Source organism: Xylanibacter brevis ATCC 19188, assembly GCF_000621725.1.
GTDB classification, from domain to species: Bacteria; Bacteroidota; Bacteroidia; order Bacteroidales; family Bacteroidaceae; genus Prevotella; species Prevotella brevis.
Genome location: NZ_JHXM01000008.1, coordinates 143,891 through 161,625 on the forward strand (window position 1 = coordinate 143,891; position 17,735 = coordinate 161,625).

The 17,735-nt window shown below is 46.9% G+C and carries 13 protein-coding genes and 1 pseudogene; 5 read left to right on the forward strand and 9 right to left on the reverse strand.

The window, feature by feature from the left end; genetic code table 11:
• Positions 1 to 113: 113 nt before the first annotated feature.
• On the forward strand, positions 114 to 2,411 hold the full coding sequence (locus T433_RS0105675) for an AraC family transcriptional regulator (RefSeq protein WP_162164177.1): 2,298 nt from the start codon (positions 114 to 116) through the stop codon (positions 2,409 to 2,411).
• On the opposite strand, the gene T433_RS0105680 is transcribed toward T433_RS0105675, so the two are convergent.
• From T433_RS0105680 to T433_RS0105690, 3 genes are all read right to left on the reverse strand, one after another.
• Positions 2,408 to 3,646 carry a type IX secretion system plug protein gene (locus T433_RS0105680; protein ID WP_027455180.1) on the reverse strand — a complete coding sequence of 413 codons (1,239 nt, stop codon included), beginning with the start codon at positions 3,644 to 3,646 and terminating at the stop codon, positions 2,408 to 2,410. The two genes, T433_RS0105675 and T433_RS0105680, sit on opposite strands and share 4 nt — an antisense overlap.
• Positions 3,647 to 3,726: 80 nt before the next feature.
• On the reverse strand, positions 3,727 to 4,740 hold the full coding sequence (locus T433_RS0105685) for a GGGtGRT protein (RefSeq protein WP_027450377.1): 1,014 nt from the start codon (positions 4,738 to 4,740) through the stop codon (positions 3,727 to 3,729).
• A 14-nt stretch (positions 4,741 to 4,754) separates the two neighbouring features.
• Positions 4,755 to 5,456 (reverse strand): iron-sulfur cluster assembly scaffold protein, encoded by a 702-nt coding sequence (locus T433_RS0105690; RefSeq protein ID WP_027450376.1) that lies wholly within the window; start codon positions 5,454 to 5,456, stop codon positions 4,755 to 4,757.
• A 173-nt stretch (positions 5,457 to 5,629) separates the two neighbouring features.
• On the opposite strand from T433_RS0105690, the gene recN reads away from it, so the two are divergent.
• Together recN and T433_RS0105700 are read left to right on the forward strand one after the other, a co-directional pair.
• Complete coding sequence (recN, locus tag T433_RS0105695; RefSeq protein ID WP_027455181.1) at positions 5,630 to 7,291, forward strand: DNA repair protein RecN; 1,662 nt, start codon at positions 5,630 to 5,632, stop codon at positions 7,289 to 7,291.
• Positions 7,292 to 7,322: 31 nt separating this feature from the next.
• Entirely contained in the window at positions 7,323 to 8,855 is a 1,533-nt protein-coding gene (locus T433_RS0105700; protein WP_155808393.1) for a serine protease, read from the forward strand.
• A gap of 151 nt (positions 8,856 to 9,006) precedes the next feature.
• On the opposite strand, the pseudogene T433_RS0105705 reads toward T433_RS0105700, so the two are convergent.
• The 6 genes and pseudogenes from T433_RS0105705 to radA all read right to left on the reverse strand — a co-directional run.
• Positions 9,007 to 9,423, reverse strand: a pseudogene (locus tag T433_RS0105705) (MgtC/SapB family protein); the annotation flags it as partial.
• 4 nt (positions 9,424 to 9,427) lie between these two features.
• Positions 9,428 to 10,078 (reverse strand): MBL fold metallo-hydrolase, encoded by a 651-nt coding sequence (locus T433_RS0105710; RefSeq protein WP_044109296.1) that lies wholly within the window; start codon positions 10,076 to 10,078, stop codon positions 9,428 to 9,430.
• Positions 10,065 to 10,685, reverse strand: coding sequence for a 16S rRNA (guanine(527)-N(7))-methyltransferase RsmG (gene rsmG / locus T433_RS0105715; RefSeq protein ID WP_044109298.1), 621 nt, complete (start codon positions 10,683 to 10,685; stop codon positions 10,065 to 10,067). The genes T433_RS0105710 and rsmG overlap by 14 nt, the downstream gene beginning before the upstream one ends.
• 2 nt (positions 10,686 to 10,687) lie before the next feature.
• Positions 10,688 to 12,394, reverse strand: a complete 1,707-nt coding sequence (locus T433_RS0105720; RefSeq protein WP_248616491.1) for an AMP-binding protein — start codon at positions 12,392 to 12,394, stop codon at positions 10,688 to 10,690.
• Between the two features lie 34 nt (positions 12,395 to 12,428).
• On the reverse strand, positions 12,429 to 13,013 hold the full coding sequence (locus tag T433_RS0105725; RefSeq protein ID WP_027450370.1) for a helix-turn-helix domain-containing protein: 585 nt from the start codon (positions 13,011 to 13,013) through the stop codon (positions 12,429 to 12,431).
• Positions 13,014 to 13,127: 114 nt separating this feature from the next.
• On the reverse strand, positions 13,128 to 14,513 hold the full coding sequence (radA, locus tag T433_RS0105730) for a DNA repair protein RadA (RefSeq protein ID WP_027455186.1): 1,386 nt from the start codon (positions 14,511 to 14,513) through the stop codon (positions 13,128 to 13,130).
• Positions 14,514 to 14,607: 94 nt separating this feature from the next.
• Here radA and T433_RS14765 point away from each other — a divergent pair, with 94 nt between their 5' ends.
• Entirely contained in the window at positions 14,608 to 15,561 is a 954-nt protein-coding gene (locus T433_RS14765) for an ABC transporter substrate-binding protein (RefSeq protein ID WP_044109299.1), read from the forward strand.
• Entirely contained in the window at positions 15,548 to 17,734 is a 2,187-nt protein-coding gene (locus T433_RS0105740) for a tetratricopeptide repeat protein (RefSeq protein WP_155808394.1), read from the forward strand. The genes T433_RS14765 and T433_RS0105740 overlap by 14 nt, the downstream gene beginning before the upstream one ends.
• Position 17,735: the final 1 nt, after the last annotated feature.

The window sequence follows — 17,735 nt, forward strand, 5'->3', positions numbered from 1 at the left end:
TCCCGTTGTGTTCAAATGCAGCGGAAACTGATAGGCAATTTAAGTTTCTAAATGCTGCCAATGACTTGGCGGATAATAGCGCTCAAATAGTGGTCTGCACGAAAACAGGCCGAATGATCATTTCTACTCTGGGCAATCTGAACTTCTTTGATGGCGTAAGTTTCACGCATATTGACACCCGACCAGAGTTTCAATATTTGTTGCCCGCATATCATGGAAATTGCCACCTATACTTTGACAACCGGCATCATGTCTGGTTGAAAAACAAAGGCGTGGTGACTTGTGTGGATATGATGCTGGAACACTTCATTGTGAATGTGGATAGTGTTATTCGCGAAATGGGATGCAGAGAGGCCGTGAATGACTTGTTCGTAGATACGCTGGGAGCGGTATGGATGGTCACAGCGAAAGGTCTTTATTCTGTAGATGAACAGAAATATCATCGTCTCTACTCCAAGAAAAACCTTCAGGATCTGGATGTTATTGGAAATACGCTTCTGACATTCTTTGAAGATGGCGAGGTGGTAGGTCAAAGTTTAAAAACTGGCCGTTTGATGTTTAGAAAGAGAGCATACGACGGTGCTGATATAGATAAATACACGAGAACGTCAGTACTCTTGAGATATGAGAATGGTTTCTTTCAGATACGTCAAGGAATAAAGGATGCTATCTTGCTCTATTTTGATGTGAAAGCCAGGAAGTGGACCACTTTAACAAAGATTTCTTATCATCTGAATAATTTTGCTCTGAAGGACGATAAACTCTATATCCCAAGTGATTATGGCTATTGGATCTACGATATTGCAACGAAAAAGTTTGAGCAGGTAGAGAAGTTTACGCTGATGGATGGCTCATCGTTAGAAACAGACTGCAATATGCTTGCCTTCGATCGCCAGGGGGGAATGTGGATAGGAACAGAAAAAAGGGGTGTGCTCTATTCTGGTCCTATGGCATCACCTTTTCATATCTACCGTATGGAACAGCCCGAATGCATTCCATTTTTTAAGATTCTGGGACGAATACCGCAGCCAAACATAGAGTATCGTGGTATTGCCTCTAACTGCCTGTTCCGTGACAGTCGTGAGTGGCGATGGCAGGGAACCATGCGTGGTCTTTATCTATATCGCTCTGAGGATGAAAAACCAATCGTTTTTACCAAGCAAACTGGACTCCCCAATAATGTTGTTCATGCTGTTGTAGAAGACAAAAATCATAATATATGGGTTTCTACATCTGCAGGTATCGCTTGCATATTGATAGAGCAAGAAGAACCCGTATTTGTGAACAGTTTCACGGCTCTGGATAATATCCCCATCGAGTCCTTTAAAAATAATCGTGCACTTTCGTTGGACGATGGTACTATTATGATGGAAGGATTAGATCATATCGTGACGTTCCATCCAGACTCGTTTGGTGTCATCAACGACAGAAAGCCTCATAAGCTTTATCCAAAGATGACGCGATTGCAGGTGAATGGAAATATTGTTCTGCCAGGAGAGAAACTCGATGGCAACGTGGTGATAGATCAAGCCTTTACACGTGCTACGGATATCAGCCTGAATAGTGATCAGAACTCGCTATCCTTGACATTCTCGGCACTGAACTATTTCCGTCCTTTGCAGACTTATTATCGTGTAAGGGTGATTGGATTGGATAATCAAGGCGAGTGGCAGACATTCTGCTATAATGACGAACATGAGCAGGTTGACATTCAGGGACGATTGCATCTGTCGTTGCTCGGACTGTTGCCTGGTGATTACACGCTGGAAGTTCAGGCTTCGATGTTTCCTGACCTATGGGAAGGCGAACCTTTTAAATGGCAGATTCATGTCAACCAGCCTTGGTGGCAGACGCAGGCAGTGCACATACTTCTTGGCTTACTTGTTTTGACGTTGGTGATCTTTAATTTCATTATCTACAATAAGAATACGCGTCTGCGTGTACGTAGGGCTAATGCTGAAGGTGAGATGATTAGAAAGATATGCTCGTTTGTAGAGCGCTGTGATTCTTTCTCCACGGAGGTCCTAATGCCCACTCAAGAGGATTTGGCTGGTTACATGCGAAACGAAAGTGCCAAGTTGTCGCCAGAGTTTATTGCCGTCATGTTGAAGATCATTCCCTTTGTGCGTCAACAGGACAGACGTTCTCTTACGATGCAGAAACTGAGTCAGGCATGTGAGATTAGTGTGGTGAAACTGTATGAGTTGATGTCAAGCGAACTCTATAAGAATCCACGAGAACTGGCTCGAGTCTTTCGTCTGCAGCGTGCTGCAAATTTGTTGCGCACCACCAATTTCTCAATAGAAAATATTGCCAAGGAGTGTGGGTTCTATACACCAAATTATTTCCTTGGAAATTTCTTCCATGAATTTAAGATGACGCCCAAAGAATATAGAGCTAAGAAGAATTAAAGTCGGAATGTCTTTTGTTGGTATCCGACGAGTCGCCAAACACGTTCGCCTGTGCCGCGATAATAGACAAAAGCTTGATAGGTGTTTTCTGTTTGAAAGAATGAACCTTCCTCAGGAACAAGATGAGTGGTGCCGTCCATGTCCTTCATCAGAAAGTGGTAGTTGTAGTATCCCAGCTTCTGCATGATAGTGGCATGATAGGCTTTCTGTTGTTCATCGTAGTTCATGATATAATAATCCTTGTCTTCTGTTGTCCATCGTCCATCGACGATAATATGAGCATTGTCATAGGGACGTTCTGCTCTTAGGATGTAGTGTACAAAGACATATTCTGATGTTCGTGATGCTTCGTAGTTGTCGCTGTTACGTAGTAAAAAGGCACCGTTGGCATCTTCATCGTAGAGGTAGCTGGATTGCATGGAACAAGGAAAGGGAACAGCATGATAGGCCTCGTCGTCTTCGTCCCAGGTAATGGAGGCCAACCCCATAGTAATATGACTTGGGTCTAGAACCTCGAATTTATGGTATTCGTTGCCTGCTTCAAAAATGAGGTGGCGATTGTGCTCCCAGCGCAGACTTTTAGGTGTGATATAGTTGGGCGCAATATTTTCCTTCATATTGTCCTCACGTCCGTTTTGAAGAACAAAGGTTTGTAGTTGTTCATCAGGGCGAGTGACATTGATCGTGTTAAAGTTGATTGTCATGTTCACTTGCTGATGACTCTTGTTGAGGTCTATATCGGTATTTGTTGTTATGCCGAGGCCAATATTCATCAACGATTCAGACACTCGAAACTCCACGATGGCAACTGTTTCGCCGTCTTGGTCTTCATCGTTAATGTATAGACGATAGTTTCCGCTCTGCTTGATGTTGCATTGAGAATTTGGGAACCTGTAGTTGTAGTGGGTGTAGAGTGTGCGGGTGTTGATGGAGTTCTCGTAGTCTTCAATCGGAGTGTCGTTGAATCCCACTAGCCAGTCGCTTTCAAAAATACCTTCTGCTGGTGTCCAGTCAGGATTGCATGGCTCCAGGTGGCAAACGTAACGGTGGTAGTTGTGTGAAAGTTCGTCGAAGCCTATCTGCAGATAATCGTTGCTACCTAATTGAAGTACGGGTAGGGATGTGAAGTCATCATTGAGAACCACTTCGAGTGATTTGACATTTGGCGAGATGACTTGATGATGTGCGCTTGTCAAAATGGGAACAAGCATCAGCAGATAGAGTAGTCGCTTCATAACTGTCTTTTTCTTAAAATGAAAAAAGGAAGTCTGCTAAAAGTAAACAGCAGACTTCCTTATCGTAAATGATCTATTTTTTACTTCTTGTTCAGTGCGAGGTCGATCTCAACAGCGATAGATACGGTGGCACCTACCATGGGGTTGTTACCAATACCCAGGAAGCCCATCATCTCTACGTGTGCAGGTACTGATGAAGAACCAGCAAACTGAGCATCAGAGTGCATACGACCCAGTGTGTCGGTCATACCGTATGAAGCGGGACCTGCAGCCATGTTATCGGGGTGCAGAGTACGACCGGTACCACCACCTGAAGCTACTGAGAAGTAGGGCTTACCAGCGAGTACGCGCTCCTTCTTGTAGGTACCAGCTACGGGGTGCTGGAAACGGGTTGGGTTGGTTGAGTTACCAGTGATTGATACATCAACGTTCTCCTTCCACAGGATGGCTACACCCTCACGAACATCGTCAGCACCATAGCACTTAACCTTGGCACGAGGACCATCAGAGTAAGCAACTTCCTTAACGACCTTAACCTCACCGGTGTAGTAGTCGAACTGAGTCTGTACGTATGTGAAACCGTTGATACGGCTGATGATCATAGCAGCGTCCTTACCAAGACCGTTCAAGATAACGCGAAGAGGCTTCTTACGAACTTTGTTTGCCTTCTCTGCAATCTTGATGGCACCCTCGGCAGCAGCGAATGACTCGTGACCAGCCAAGAATGCGAAGCACTCAGTCTCCTCGCGGAGCAGACGGGCAGCCAGGTTACCGTGGCCCAAACCAACCTTACGGTCGTCGGCAACAGAACCGGGGATACAGAAGCTCTGCAGACCGATACCGATAGCCTCGGCAGCCTCGGCAGCGCTCTTTACACCCTTCTTGATAGCGATGGCAGCACCGCATACATATGCCCATTTTGCGTTCTCGAAGCAGATACGCTGGGTCTCTTCACACATCTGGTATGGATCAACGCCAGCCTTCTCGCAAATCTCGTTAGCCTCTTCAATGCTATTGATGCCGTTCTCCTTCAGAGCAGCCAGCACCTGGTTGATGCGACGCTCGTAGCTCTCGAATGATACTTTTCTAATCATAATTTCTGTCCTCCTTACTCTTTACGTGGGTCAATAGCCTTAACAATTCCCTGCTCAGCAGTGGTACGACCATAAGAACCAGTGAACTTCTTCACAGCCTCGTTGGCGTCCATGCCGTCCTTGATGGCTTCCATCATCTTGCCCAGGTGTACGTACTCGTAGCCACAAACCTGATTGTCCTTGTCCAGGAACTGCTTGGTGATGTAACCCTCGGTCAGCTCCAAGTAGCGTGTGCCCTTAGCAACTGTACCGTAGAGAGTACCTGTCTGTGAACGCAGACCCTTACCCAGGTCTTCCAGACCAGCACCAATAACCAGACCGCCCTCAGAGAAAGCACTCTGTGTGCGTCCGTATACGATCTGCAGGAACAACTCGCGCATAGCGGTGTTGATAGCATCGCAAACGAGGTCGGTATTCAGAGCCTCGAGGATAGTCTTACCAGGCAGAATCTCAGAAGCCATAGCTGCAGAGTGAGTCATACCTGTGCAACCGATGGTCTCAACGAGAGCTTCCTGAATAACACCGTCCTTAACGTTCAGGCTCAGTTTGCAGGCACCCTGCTGAGGAGCGCACCAGCCAATACCATGGGTATAGCCCGAAATGTCCTTGATCTCTTTGGCCTGAATCCACTTACCCTCTTCGGGGATGGGGGCAGGACCGTGGTTGGGGCCTTTTGCCACAACGCACATGTTTTCAACTTCCTTAGAATAAATCATTGTAACCTATTTTATAATAAAATATGTGTATCGTGCTGCAAAGGTACTGATATTTTTTGAGATTACCTACATTTAGGTAGTTTTTTTATTGCCAAATTATCATAAAAACGGATAGCATTTGCTTATTACCAATAAAAAAGTAGTATCTTTGCAAAGCAAAATGAAAAAGTAACATGCTGAAACAGTTATACATAAAAAACTATGCGTTAATTGACCAACTTGACATTAACTTTGAGTCGGGCTTCTCGGTCATAACCGGTGAGACTGGTGCAGGTAAGAGTATTGTCCTGGGCGCCATCGGTCTTCTTCTTGGACAGCGTGCAGACTCAAAGTCTATCAAACAAGGAGCCGAAAAATGTGTGATTGAAGCTCATTTCGATTTGTCTCGTTATCAGATGGAGGCTTTTTTCGAACAGAATGACATAGAATATGATGCTGAAGATACGATAGTTCGACGCGAACTGACAGCTGCCGGAAAAAGTCGTGCTTTCATTAATGACGAACCAGTGGCACTCTCCTTGATGAAGGAGTTGGGTGATCAACTCGTGGATGTGCATTCTCAGCATCAGAATTTGCTTTTGGGAAAACAGGATTTCCAACTTGAAGTGATTGATATTGTGGCAGATGATGAGGCACTTATAGCTCATTATCGTGAAAGCTACGAGAAGATGCATGCAACCGAGCGTGAACTTGAAGATATGCGTCAGGAGATTGCGCGTAATCAACAACAGGTGGACTTTCTGCGTTTTCAGTTTAATGAACTTGATGCGGCCGGGCTCGTTGATGGTGAGCAAGATGAGTTGGAGCAGAAACAGGAGCGCATGACGCATGCTGAGGATATTAAACAGGCTCTCTATGAGACGGATACCTTGTTGATGAATGAGGCTACAGGTGCTGTCGGTGCCTTGCGTAAGGCTGCGTCTTCTCTGCATTCCATAGAGCATGTGTTGCCGGAGTTAAAAGATTTGGCAGAGCGCTTAAATTCATGTTATATCGAAGCTAAAGATGTTGCATCGGATGTTAGTGGACAACTGGAGGATGTGGATTTCGATCCTGCAGAACTCGATCAGGTAAACACACGATTGGACAAAATCTATGATTTGGAGAAGAAATATCGTGTGGAGACTATCGGCGAACTGATCTCTCAGCGCGATAAGCTGAAATGTCAGCTGGATGCCATCGATAATAGTGATGATGCGCTGACTTCATTAGAACAACGCTTGCAGAAAGAGCGCAATGACGCCACAGAAATTGCAGAGAAGTTGACTAAGAAACGTTTGGAGGCTTCTCATCTTATCTACAAAAAGATGATTGCAAGTTTGCAATTGTTGGGGATGCCGCGTGTCACGTTTCAAATTCAAATCGATAAGGCAGATTTGGGGCCAAAGGGTCAGGATCGTGTGGCATTTCTCTTTAGCGCCAACTCTTCAACACCTTTGTTGCCCATCGCGCAGGTTGCTTCAGGTGGTGAGATTGCCCGTGTGATGCTTTCGTTGAAGGCTATGATTAGTGGTGTGGTGAAATTGCCAACCATTATCTTTGATGAGGTGGATACGGGTGTTAGTGGAAAAATTGCGGAACAGATGGCACAAATAATGTCGGATATGGGACAGAATGGTCGTCAAGTTATCAGCATTACGCACTTGCCACAGATTGCAGCAAAAGGTTGTGCTCATTATAAGGTCTATAAGGAGGAAACCGACAGCGGCACAAAGAGTCACATGCAGCGTCTCACAAATGATGAGCGTATTAATGAAATTGCTCAAATGCTTAGTGGTAGTGATATCAGTTCGGCAGCCATTGAAAATGCTCGTCAGCTACTGAAGATAAGTTAAACTAAATAATCATATATAAAGCACTTAAAAGATGAAGAAGTTTTCATTTTCAATCATATTATTCTTTTGTTTTAGCTTCACTGTATTGGCAGGTCAACCCTCATGGACTAAGAAAATGTCGAAAGCGGTGTTTACGCTTAAGACATTCTCTGCCGATGGAGAACTGCTGGGCAGTACCAGTGGCTTTTTTGTGGGAGAGCATGGCGAGGCTATCAGTAGCTATGCCCCTTTCAAAAATGCAGCTAAGGCAGTAGCTATTGATGAATCTGGAAAAGAATGGGAGGTGGAGAAGATACTTGGAGCCAACGAGACTTATGATGTGATTAAGTTTCGTGTGACTATTAAGAAGTCGCAATCCGTAGAGCTGGCTACTGCTAATCCCGCACTGAATAGTCCTTGCTGGATATTGCCTTATAAAGGGGCAAAATCGCTGGTGCAGACGAAGATTCTGAAGACTGAGACGTTTAATACGGATTACACATACTTCACGATGTCGCTTCAGTCGCCTTTAGATCTGGTTGGGTGTCCGTTGGTGGATGAAAGTGGTAAGGTCTTAGGATTGATACAACCCAAGAATAGCGAAGGTGATACGCTGGCCTATGCCGTTGGTGCAGCCTTTGCCGAACAATTGAAGTTGACAGGTCTGGGGCTTAATGATCCTGCCTTGCGTGCAGTACATATCAAGAAAGCTATACCGGATGACTTAAACCAGGCGCAGTTGATGTTGCTCATGGCTGGTGCACAGGACTCGTTGACATTTGCTACTGTTATCTCCGACTTCTTGACTCAGTTTCCTAAGGAACCAGATGGTTATGTGAGCAGAGCCCAGCAGTCCTATTCGTACGGTCATTTTGATGAGGCCCTGCAGGATATCAATAGGGCCTATGAATTATCTCCACAGCCGAATTACTTGTATCAGAAGGGTACCATACTATTTGCTCAAGATAAGTATGCCGAGGCTTATGATTTGTATCAGTCGTTGTTTGATTCGTCTGTTCGTTCTGCCGATTTGTTCTTTATGGCTTCTCAGTGTAAGGCGAAGCTGAATGACAGTATTGCACAGCAAGCATTGCTTGATAGTTGTGTGGCACAATTCAGTCGTCCTTTGCTGAAGGAAGCTGCGCCATATCTGTTGGTTCGTGCGCAGGTAAGACTTCAAGCAAATCGTTTTCGTGACGCTGTTGCTGACCTGAACGACTATGAGCAGTTGATGAAGAGCCAGCTGAACGACAATTTCTATTATATCCGTTATCAGGCGGAAGTGGGCGGAAGACTGTTTCAACAGGCCTTGAATGATATAGAAAAAGCTATAGAATTGGCACCTCAAAATGAGTTCTATTATGCTGAAAAAGCGTCACTTTTAGTGCGTGTAGGTATGTATGATGACGCGATAACTACGTCGAAAGCACTTATTCAGTTGCAACCCGACTATAGCGATGGCTATCTGTTTCTTGGTTTGTCTCAATGCTTGAAGGGAGAGAAAGCAGAAGGTATCGCAAACTTGCAGAAAGCAAAGGAACTTGGCGATACGCAGGCAGAGGGCTTTATTCAGAAATATAAATAAAAGCGGAGTTCTTTGGGTATTCCATAAATAAGAACGGAGTTCTTTAGGTGTTACATAAATAAGAATTGACGTTCTTATAGGTGTTAGTAAGGAAGAGGATTTACTCTTCCTTATTTTCTTCATCATAGGGATGCTTGAATACTTTATGGTGAATGAAATCGACAGCCTCCAAACAAACAAGTACCATTGCTGTTGCTGTGGCGGCAACGGCATACATGCCTGTACCTGCTGTCATACCAATGGCTGATGTCACCCAAAGACCAGCAGCTGTGGTGAGTCCTTTTACGACGTTCTTTTGAAAGATGATGGTGCCGGCTCCAATAAAGCCAATGCCGCTGACGACCTGAGCTGCAATACGGCTTGGGTCGCGTTGTATGCCTTGTATGCCTACAAAATCATCGAAACCGTGAAGTGAGAGTACCATGAAAAGTCCGCTGCCAAGTCCTACGAGGAAATGGGTGCGGAAGCCGGCTTCCTTTGATCTGTATTCGCGTTCGAAACCGATGGCACCGCCTAATAGTGCTGCAATGAAGATGTTTAAAATATAGCCAGTAGTCATGATGTTTATTGTTTTATTTAAGATAAGGATTCATGCTTAGTTCATCACGGATGATTGTCTTTGGGCCGTGTCCTGTATAGACGATGGTGTCTTCAGGAAGTTTGTCAACGATGCGATGCATGCTGTTCATCAGTTCTGTCCATGAACCGCGCTGTAGGTCGGTACGTCCTACGCTCATCCTGAAGAGTGTGTCGCCAGAGAATGCAACCTTTTCCTCTTCGCAGTAGAACAGCACGCCACCTGGCGAGTGGCCCGGCACGTGAAGAACCCTTAGTTGGTGATTGCCAAAACGGATGATGTCGCCATCATTCAGAAATGCTCCTACAGGTGGTACCTGCAGGTTGATGGAGGCGCCCATCATGGCTGTGGTTTGCTCGTTGGTTGCAAGATACAGGAACTCGTCGTCATGGTGCATCTTGGGTTTTAAGCCAAAGTGCTGATAGATAGTTCCCGCTCCAAACACATGATCGAAATGTGCATGTGTGCAGAGCAGATGGATGGGCTTCAGTTCTTGATGACGGATGTAGTCGACAATAGCATTGCGCTCTTCTTCGAAAAAAGCGCCACAGTCAATGATGACGCACTCCTTGCTTTCATCACTGACAATGTAGCAGTTCTCCTGTAGAGGATTGACGACGAAGGTCTTGATGTCAAACTGGAACATAGATGCAATGCTTTTCTTTGAACCACTCTTCTTGGAAGTACTGGGTCAGTTCCATCGTTTGAACGATTCTGCGGAACGGACGGCTCTCAGCCTGAAGGTCACCTCCTTTGAGGCAGATGACGCCATTGGGCATGGCGTTCCGCTGATTGGTGGAGATGTTCTTCTTCACGATTTTCATCAAGTCGGGTAGGGGCATCACGGCTCTGCTTACCACGAAGTCGTACTTGCCCTTTTCGTCTTCGCCACGCAGATGTTCAGGATGACAGTTGTCCAAACCAATAGCCTGGCAGACTTCCTGTGCCACACGTATTTTCTTGCCAGTTCCATCTATCAGTTTAAACTGACATTCAGGAAACAAGATGGCTAGGGGAACACCAGGAAAACCGCCACCTGTGCCAAAGTCGAGAATCTCTGAACCTGGTTTGAAGCCAATGAACTTCGCGATAGCCAGGGAGTGAAGCACGTGGTGCTCGTAGAGATTGTCGATGTCTTTGCGCGAGATGACATTAATCTTTTCGTTCCATTCGTGATAAAGAGCATCAAGGGCAGCTAGTTGTTCTAGCTGCCTTGATGTCAGATTAGGGAAATATTTCTCAATGATATTCATATTTATATTACTTCAATGCCTTGTTGTTTGCAGAGTTCCAAACTCATCTCCTTCAACTTGAACTTCTGGATCTTGCCAGAGCCCGTCAGTGGGAACTTGTCAATGAAGAATACGTACTTTGGAATCTTATAGCGGGCAATCTTGCCGCGACAGAACAACTGGACGTCTTCTGCAGTCATCTTGGCACCCTCTTCAAGGATGATAAAGGCACCAACGGCCTCGCCATACTTCTTCGAGGGAACAGCAGCCACCTGCACATCGCGGATGCCTGGCATGTGGTAGAGGAACTCTTCGATTTCGCGTGGGTAGATGTTCTCGCCGCCACGGATAATCATATCCTTGATGCGACCAGTGATCTTGTAGAATCCTTGTTCGTCTTTCACGCCCAGGTCGCCAGAATGCAGGTAACCGTTTTTGTCGATAACCTCGGCTGTGGCTTGTGGGTTCTTGTAGTAGCCCTTCATCACGTTGAAACCCTTACAGCACATCTCTCCCTGTACACCTACGGGGCACTCTTCGCCAGTTTCTGGGTCAAGCACTTTGACGTCAACGAATGGGAAGTCGCGACCTACGGTGGTGCAGCGCTGTTCGAAGGTGTCGTTCAGGCAGGTCTGCGTCATACCTGGCGAAGACTCTGTCAAACCATAAACGCTGGTGATGGTCATATACATCTTTTCGGATACCTGCTTCATCAGTTCGATGGGGCAGAGAGAGCCTGCCATGATGCCTGTGCGCAGACAAGAGAGGTCGAACATGTCGAACATGGGGTGGTTGAGCTCTGCGATAAACATCGTGGGCACGCCATAAACGGCAGTACAACGCTCTTTGTGAATAGAAGCAAGAACCACCAGTGGGTCAAACTTCTCTACCATCACCTCGGTGCAACCGTGGGTTAAGCAGTTCATCGTAGCCAGCACAACGCCGAAACAGTGGAACAAGGGCACGCATACGCAGAGCTTGTCGTCCTGTGTGAATCCCATGTTCTCGCCCGTGAAGTAGCCGTCGTTGGCAATGCCATAGTGGGTCAGCATGACACCCTTAGGGAATCCCGTGGTGCCGCTGGTGTACTGCATGTTGCACACGTCGTGACAGTTCACGTTCTTCTTCATCTCGTTGAGTGTGTCGTCCTCAACGTTTTGTCCCAGCAATAGCAGTTCGGCAGTGTTGTACATACCGCGATATTTCTCCATACCAATATATACCACATTCTTCAGGTAGGGGAAGCGTTCGCTGTTCAGATGGCCGCGTTCGCAGGTCTTCAACTCGGGAAGCATCGTGTAGGTCATGTCCACGTAGTTACAATCCCATGTGCCATCGGTGATGCAAAGCACCTCCATGTCAGAGTCTTTGCAAAGATATTCCAACTCGTTCTGCTTGTAGTTCGTGTTCACGGTTACCAGTACGGCACCAATCTTGGCGGTGGCATAAAGGAACGTGAGCCAATCGGGTACGTTGGTAGCCCAGATACCTACGTTCGAACCTTTCTTGACGCCAATAGAGATGAGGCCTTTGGCCAGATTATCGACGCGCTCGTTGAACTGGCTCCAGGTGAAGCGCAGGTCGCGGTCAGAGTAAACGATATACTCCTTGTCGGGGGTTGTCTCGGCCCAGTGCTCGAGCCACTGTCCCAACGTGCGTTCAGAGAGGGTATAACCAGTGCTGCCTGTTTCGGCAGGATATGTTCTGTCTGGCAGGGGTCTGCCTGCCATGTCTAATTTTACGTTGCTCATCCTTTATCTATGTTTAGAAAGGAATATAAACTATAGCCATGATTTTTGCGGCTTTGCCTTCAGCACCGTGGATGTGGTGCTTCACGATGGAGTCGTAGTAGATGCTGTCGCCTTCCTTCAGCGTGTATTTCTCTTTGCCGTAGTCAATCTCTATTTCTCCCTGCATGACGAAGATAAACTCCTCGCCCTCGTGGGCAGATGAAATGAATTCTTTCTCCTCGCTAGGTTGAATATCTACAATAAATGGCTCCATGTGGCGGCCAGCCTTCTGCTTGGCCAATGGGTGATATTCCATATGTTTGCGTGCATCAGTCGTTCCGTTAGAGAAGCTAATGCTCGTCTCCTGTTCGCGGTCTTTGGCACGGCATACTACAGGGCCTATTGCGTCGTTGTCATCCATGAAAGTGCCTAGTCTCACACCTAGTGCACGTGCAATCTTGATTAACGGTCCCAGCGATGGTAGGTTTTCATTGTTTTCAATAGCGATAATCTGGTCGTTGCTCAGACCACTACGTTCTGCAATCTCTTCAAGTGAGAGTTTCTTAGTTTCTCGGATGCTTTTGATTTTCGATCCGACAAGGGAATGCTGATTGGACATAATCTTCTTTTTGATATTAGTGTTATCTGTTTAATTTTGGTGCAAAGATACAAAAAAAGCATGAAACGCAAAAAGAAAACTTGTTTTTCTTTCCTTATCATGCCGTGCGTAGAGCTATCCGAAGAGAGCTCTCAGGGCTTCTTCAACCTTGCGTACGGGGTGAAGTTCTATTTTGTATTTCTTGGGGTTGATGCCCTGCATGTTGTATTTGGGTATGATCATATGCGAGAATCCCAACTTCTCGGCTTCTGCTATTCGCTGCTCAATTCGGTTCACAGGGCGCACCTCTCCACTTAGTCCTACTTCGCCCGCCATACACCATCCGCTCTCTATCGGCGTGTCAACATTACTGCTCAGTATGGCGGCAATCACCGAGAGGTCCATGGCGAGGTCTGTGACACGAAGTCCACCGGCAATATTAATGAACACGTCCTTCTGCATCAGTTTGAATCCAACGCGCTTTTCGAGCACTGCTAAGAGCATGTTCAGACGGCGCTGGTCAAAGCCTGTGGCAGAACGCTGTGGTGTGCCGTAGGCAGCAGATGATACCAGCGCTTGGGTCTCTACGAGGAAAGGTCTGACGCCTTCGATAGCACTGGAAATGGCAATTCCAGAGAGGCCTTCGTGGTCTTGCGTGAGGAGAAGTTCTGAGGGATTACTTACCTGCCTGAGTCCTGTTTGCTGCATTTCATAAATGCCTAGTTCCGAGGTACTTCCAAATCGATTCTTAATGCTTCGCAAGATGCGGTACATGTAGTGCTGATCACCCTCAAATTGTACGACCGTGTCCACAATGTGTTCCAATATCTTAGGACCAGCCAGTGTTCCCTCTTTGGTGATGTGTCCAATGAGGATGACGGGCACGCCGCTGGTCTTGGCAAAGCGTAGCAAAGAGGATGCGCACTCCCTTACTTGCGCAATGGAACCCGCACTCGATTCTACCTCGTCGGTGGCTATCGTCTGTATAGAGTCAATGATCACCAACTCGGGTTTTTCTTCCTTGATATGTTCAAAGATATGCTCCAGTGAGTTCTCGCAAAGGATAAGGAAATTGTCAATATCTTTGTGAGGAATACGCTCTGCTCTCATCTTTAACTGATGAGCACTTTCTTCACCGCTGACATATAGGATTCGTTTCTCAGGCATGTTCAGGGCCGTCTGTAGCGAAAGGGTAGATTTGCCGATGCCTGGCTCACCGCCAAGAAGCACGATAGAGCCAGGCACCAAGCCACCGCCCAGCACACGGTTCAGCTCTTCGTCGTGCATATCGATGCGCGGGTCATCGTGACTACTGATGTCGCGAAGACGCTGCACACGGTTGTTTCTCAGTGCGTGGCCCGCTTGTGCGGCTATCGAGGTGGCCGTAGAACGACTGCTGTCAGACTCTATTTTGATTTCCTTAAACGTGTTCCATTGCCCACATGCAGGACATTTGCCAATCCATTTAGCCGACTCCTGTCCGCAATTGGAACAGACATAAGCAGTTTTTCCTTTACTCATCTGGTTTTTAAGTTTTTTTTATGCTACAAAGTTACACATTTATTTCGTAGTATCAAAGAAAATATTTACTTTTGCGACAAAATCGAAATAAGTGATGAAATACACCTATATATATATACTAGCAATCATGTTGGTTTATGCTTGTTCGTCTTCTACCGAAGAAAAACAACAAATTGAGCAAGAGGCTTTGCTGCAGAAGATGAGGGAGGATTCGCTGGCTTTGAAGATAGCCGTGATGCCAACTCTCGATTGTATGCCGCTGTTTCTTGCTGAGGCTCATGGCATGTTCCAGCGTGAAGGTGTAGATGTTCGATTACTTAGCTATACGGCTCAGATGGATCAAGACACAGCCTTCCAGCGAGGAAGGGTAGAGGGACTTGTCACCGACTTGGTGCGAGCAGAGCATCTGAGGCTGAAAGGCACTCCCCTGGATTATGTTTCCTCCACGACCCTCTATTGGAAACTCATCACGAGTCGCACGGCTCGTATTGCCCGCCTGAAGCAGTTGGAAGACAAGATGGTGGCTATGACGCGCTATTCAGGTACGGATTTCCTGATCGACTACCTGGTGGACAGCCTCAAACTCAAGTCAGAGTATGTTTTTCGCGTGCAGGTCAACGACGTGACAGTGCGCATGGATATGCTGCGTAATGGCGTGATGGACGCCCTCTTCTTGCCAGAGCCAATGGCAACAGAGGCACACAATAAGAAGCATCGCCAGCTGTTTGACAGTCGCGACCTTGACATACAACTCGGCGTGATGGCCTTTAATCCCATTGTTCAACAAGACACCATGCGTCAGCGCCAGATGAAAGCCTTTGTAAAGGCCTATAATATGGCGTGCGACTCACTCAATACTAAAGGACTAAAAAACTACAAAACTATAATCACTCAGTATTGTCTTACAGACGAGACAATCTGCGATTCGCTGCCAGCCAACTTGACCTATCATCACATCACGCCTCCTCGCGATGCCGATGTAAAGAAAGCAAAAGACTGGTTGAATCGAAACCTAAACCAACAAACCAAAAACAATGCAACAAAATGAAACTCTAAATGCGATTATCGGACTTATCGAGAATCGACGATTAGGTAAAGCCATTGACGAACTTGAGAATTATCTGCTATCGCACACCGGCATGCGCGATATGGAGATACTGTCTGGCATCAGGTCTGACTATCAGTTGATGGCAGAATACTGGCAACGAGGGTTTGCCGATACCAAACGTGCAGAACTGTACGACAAGTTGCTGCGCCGTCTGTATATGCTCACTGTGAATGTGATGATACACCAGCGCATTCGCAATAGCTCTTTCTTGAATTCCCTGTATAATCGCCCACGCCAGATCAGAAAAGATTGGGCTATGTCTAATCTGAAACACGATCTCGAAACGTTTGTTTCTACGATAACTGTTCTGGAACTGGAACCCCCACATACGCGTCAGGCAAAGCTCGACCTAATCTATCAGGAGCATCAGGACCTGATGCACGACCTCTTCGACTATATCCTGACTTCACGCCTGTGGAAAGATTGTCTGGCAGACGCTTTCGAAGATATCCTGCTGTCGCCTACGATAGATATCAACGACCAGCAGTTGATTGTGAGTGCCATCACCATATCTGCTATGAATGCATTCGGACCTAACAAGTTCAAGGTCTTGATGCATGTCTATCAGAAGGCCACCGACGAACGACTGCGCCAGCGTGCCCTCGTGGGATGGGTGCTCTCAATGAATGCCGAGCGTGCGTTACTCTATACAGAGATGAAGGATGTGATTCGCGAGGTGTGCAGCGACGAGAAGTGCTGCAAGGAGATCACCGAGTTGCAGATGCAGATGCTGTACTGCATGGATGTAGAGAGCGACAGCAAGAAGATACAAAACGAGATCATGCCCGACCTGATGGCAGGCAATAATCTGCGCATCACGCGTCATGGGGTAGAGCAGAAAGAAGACGACACCCTGGAAGACATCTTGCATCCTGATGCTGCCGAGCAGAATATGGAGCGCATGGAGATGAGCATGCAGAAGATGATAGACATGCAGAAGCAGGGTTCAGACATCTTCTTCAGTGGTTTCTCTCAGATGAAGCGCTTCCCGTTCTTCAATGATGTACTCAACTGGTTCATGCCTTTCTATCCGCAGCATCCCACGATCAGTCAGATATGGAACAACTCAAAGGCCAAGAGCGTGCTGCACAACCTCATCAAGGTGAGTGCCTTCTGCGACAGCGACCTCTATTCCTTCGTGTTGGCTTTCGACCAGGTGTATCAGCGCCTGCCTGGTGACATGCTGAAGATGATCAACGAAGGCGAGGCTTCTGCTGTGATCCTAGGCGGACAAATCGCTGAGGAGGAGAAGCGCAATCCTGCTTTCATTCGCCGACTCTATCTGCAGAATCTCTATCGTTTCTTCATGCTCTTCCCTTATCGCAACGAATTCCAGAATCCATTCTCGTCAGACGCCAGTCTTATAGAGTATGCCTTCTTTGGCAATAAGTTGTTCAGGGACACGCCGCTGGAGAGCCATTTCGTAGAGGTGGCCGCCTTCATGGTGAAGCATCATTACTATAAGGAGGCCCAGAGCGTGTTGGAAAACTGCAGTGAAACGTTGCGCGACTATCAGTTCTATATGTTGAAGGGCAGCATCTTGCGCCACTTTGATCGCATCAACTCCTACCAGTATCAGATGGCGCTCAGCCTGAAGCCACACGATGAAAGGGCGATGGCAGCCCTGGCCAGAGCCTATTTCTCAGAGGGAGCCTATGAGGGCGCGATGAAGATATACGAGGATCTGCTGGTAGAGCATCCTGACAACAAGGGCTATCAGCTCAACGATGCCGTGTGCCTCATTCACGTGAAGCGCTATGAGGAGGCCATGAAACTGCTTTATAAGTTGTCTTATCTTTATCCTGACGACGTCGAGATACAGCGCGTCTTCGCATGGGGCCTCACCGTCAATCGCAAGTTTGACCAGGCGGAAAAGATATTCTCGCAGTTGCTCACCACTGAGACGCCCAACGTACAAGACACCTTGAACTATGGCTATTGCCTATGGTTCGAGGGAAAGCCACTGGATGCTTCCAGCATTTTCCGTGCTTTGAATGAAAAGCATGTGGACTTCGAGCGAGAGTTTAAGTACGAAGAAGAGCTCATCGCCGCGATGGGCATCGGCGATGCAGAAGTGCACCTGATGCTAGATACCATCTGCGTGGGACACTGAT

Bases quoted from the DNA above. Each gene is read 5' to 3' on its own strand.
- T433_RS0105680 (WP_027455180.1), bottom strand. From the start codon at position 3,646: ATGAAGCGACTACTCTATCTGCTGATGCTTGTTCCCATTTTGACAAGC.
- T433_RS0105740 (WP_155808394.1), top strand. From the start codon at position 15,548: ATGCAACAAAATGAAACTCTAAATGCGATTATCGGACTTATCGAGAAT.
- T433_RS0105725 (WP_027450370.1), bottom strand. From the start codon at position 13,013: ATGTCCAATCAGCATTCCCTTGTCGGATCGAAAATCAAAAGCATCCGA.
- T433_RS0105710 (WP_044109296.1), bottom strand. From the start codon at position 10,078: ATGTTCCAGTTTGACATCAAGACCTTCGTCGTCAATCCTCTACAGGAG.
- T433_RS0105675 (WP_162164177.1), top strand. From the start codon at position 114: ATGATCATTTCTACTCTGGGCAATCTGAACTTCTTTGATGGCGTAAGT.
- T433_RS0105690 (WP_027450376.1), bottom strand. From the start codon at position 5,456: ATGATTTATTCTAAGGAAGTTGAAAACATGTGCGTTGTGGCAAAAGGC.
- rsmG (WP_044109298.1), bottom strand. From the start codon at position 10,685: ATGAATATCATTGAGAAATATTTCCCTAATCTGACATCAAGGCAGCTA.
- T433_RS0105685 (WP_027450377.1), bottom strand. From the start codon at position 4,740: ATGATTAGAAAAGTATCATTCGAGAGCTACGAGCGTCGCATCAACCAG.
- T433_RS0105720 (WP_248616491.1), bottom strand. From the start codon at position 12,394: ATGGCAGGCAGACCCCTGCCAGACAGAACATATCCTGCCGAAACAGGC.
- recN (WP_027455181.1), top strand. From the start codon at position 5,630: ATGCTGAAACAGTTATACATAAAAAACTATGCGTTAATTGACCAACTT.
- T433_RS0105700 (WP_155808393.1), top strand. From the start codon at position 7,323: ATGAAGAAGTTTTCATTTTCAATCATATTATTCTTTTGTTTTAGCTTC.
- radA (WP_027455186.1), bottom strand. From the start codon at position 14,513: ATGAGTAAAGGAAAAACTGCTTATGTCTGTTCCAATTGCGGACAGGAG.
- T433_RS14765 (WP_044109299.1), top strand. From the start codon at position 14,608: ATGAAATACACCTATATATATATACTAGCAATCATGTTGGTTTATGCT.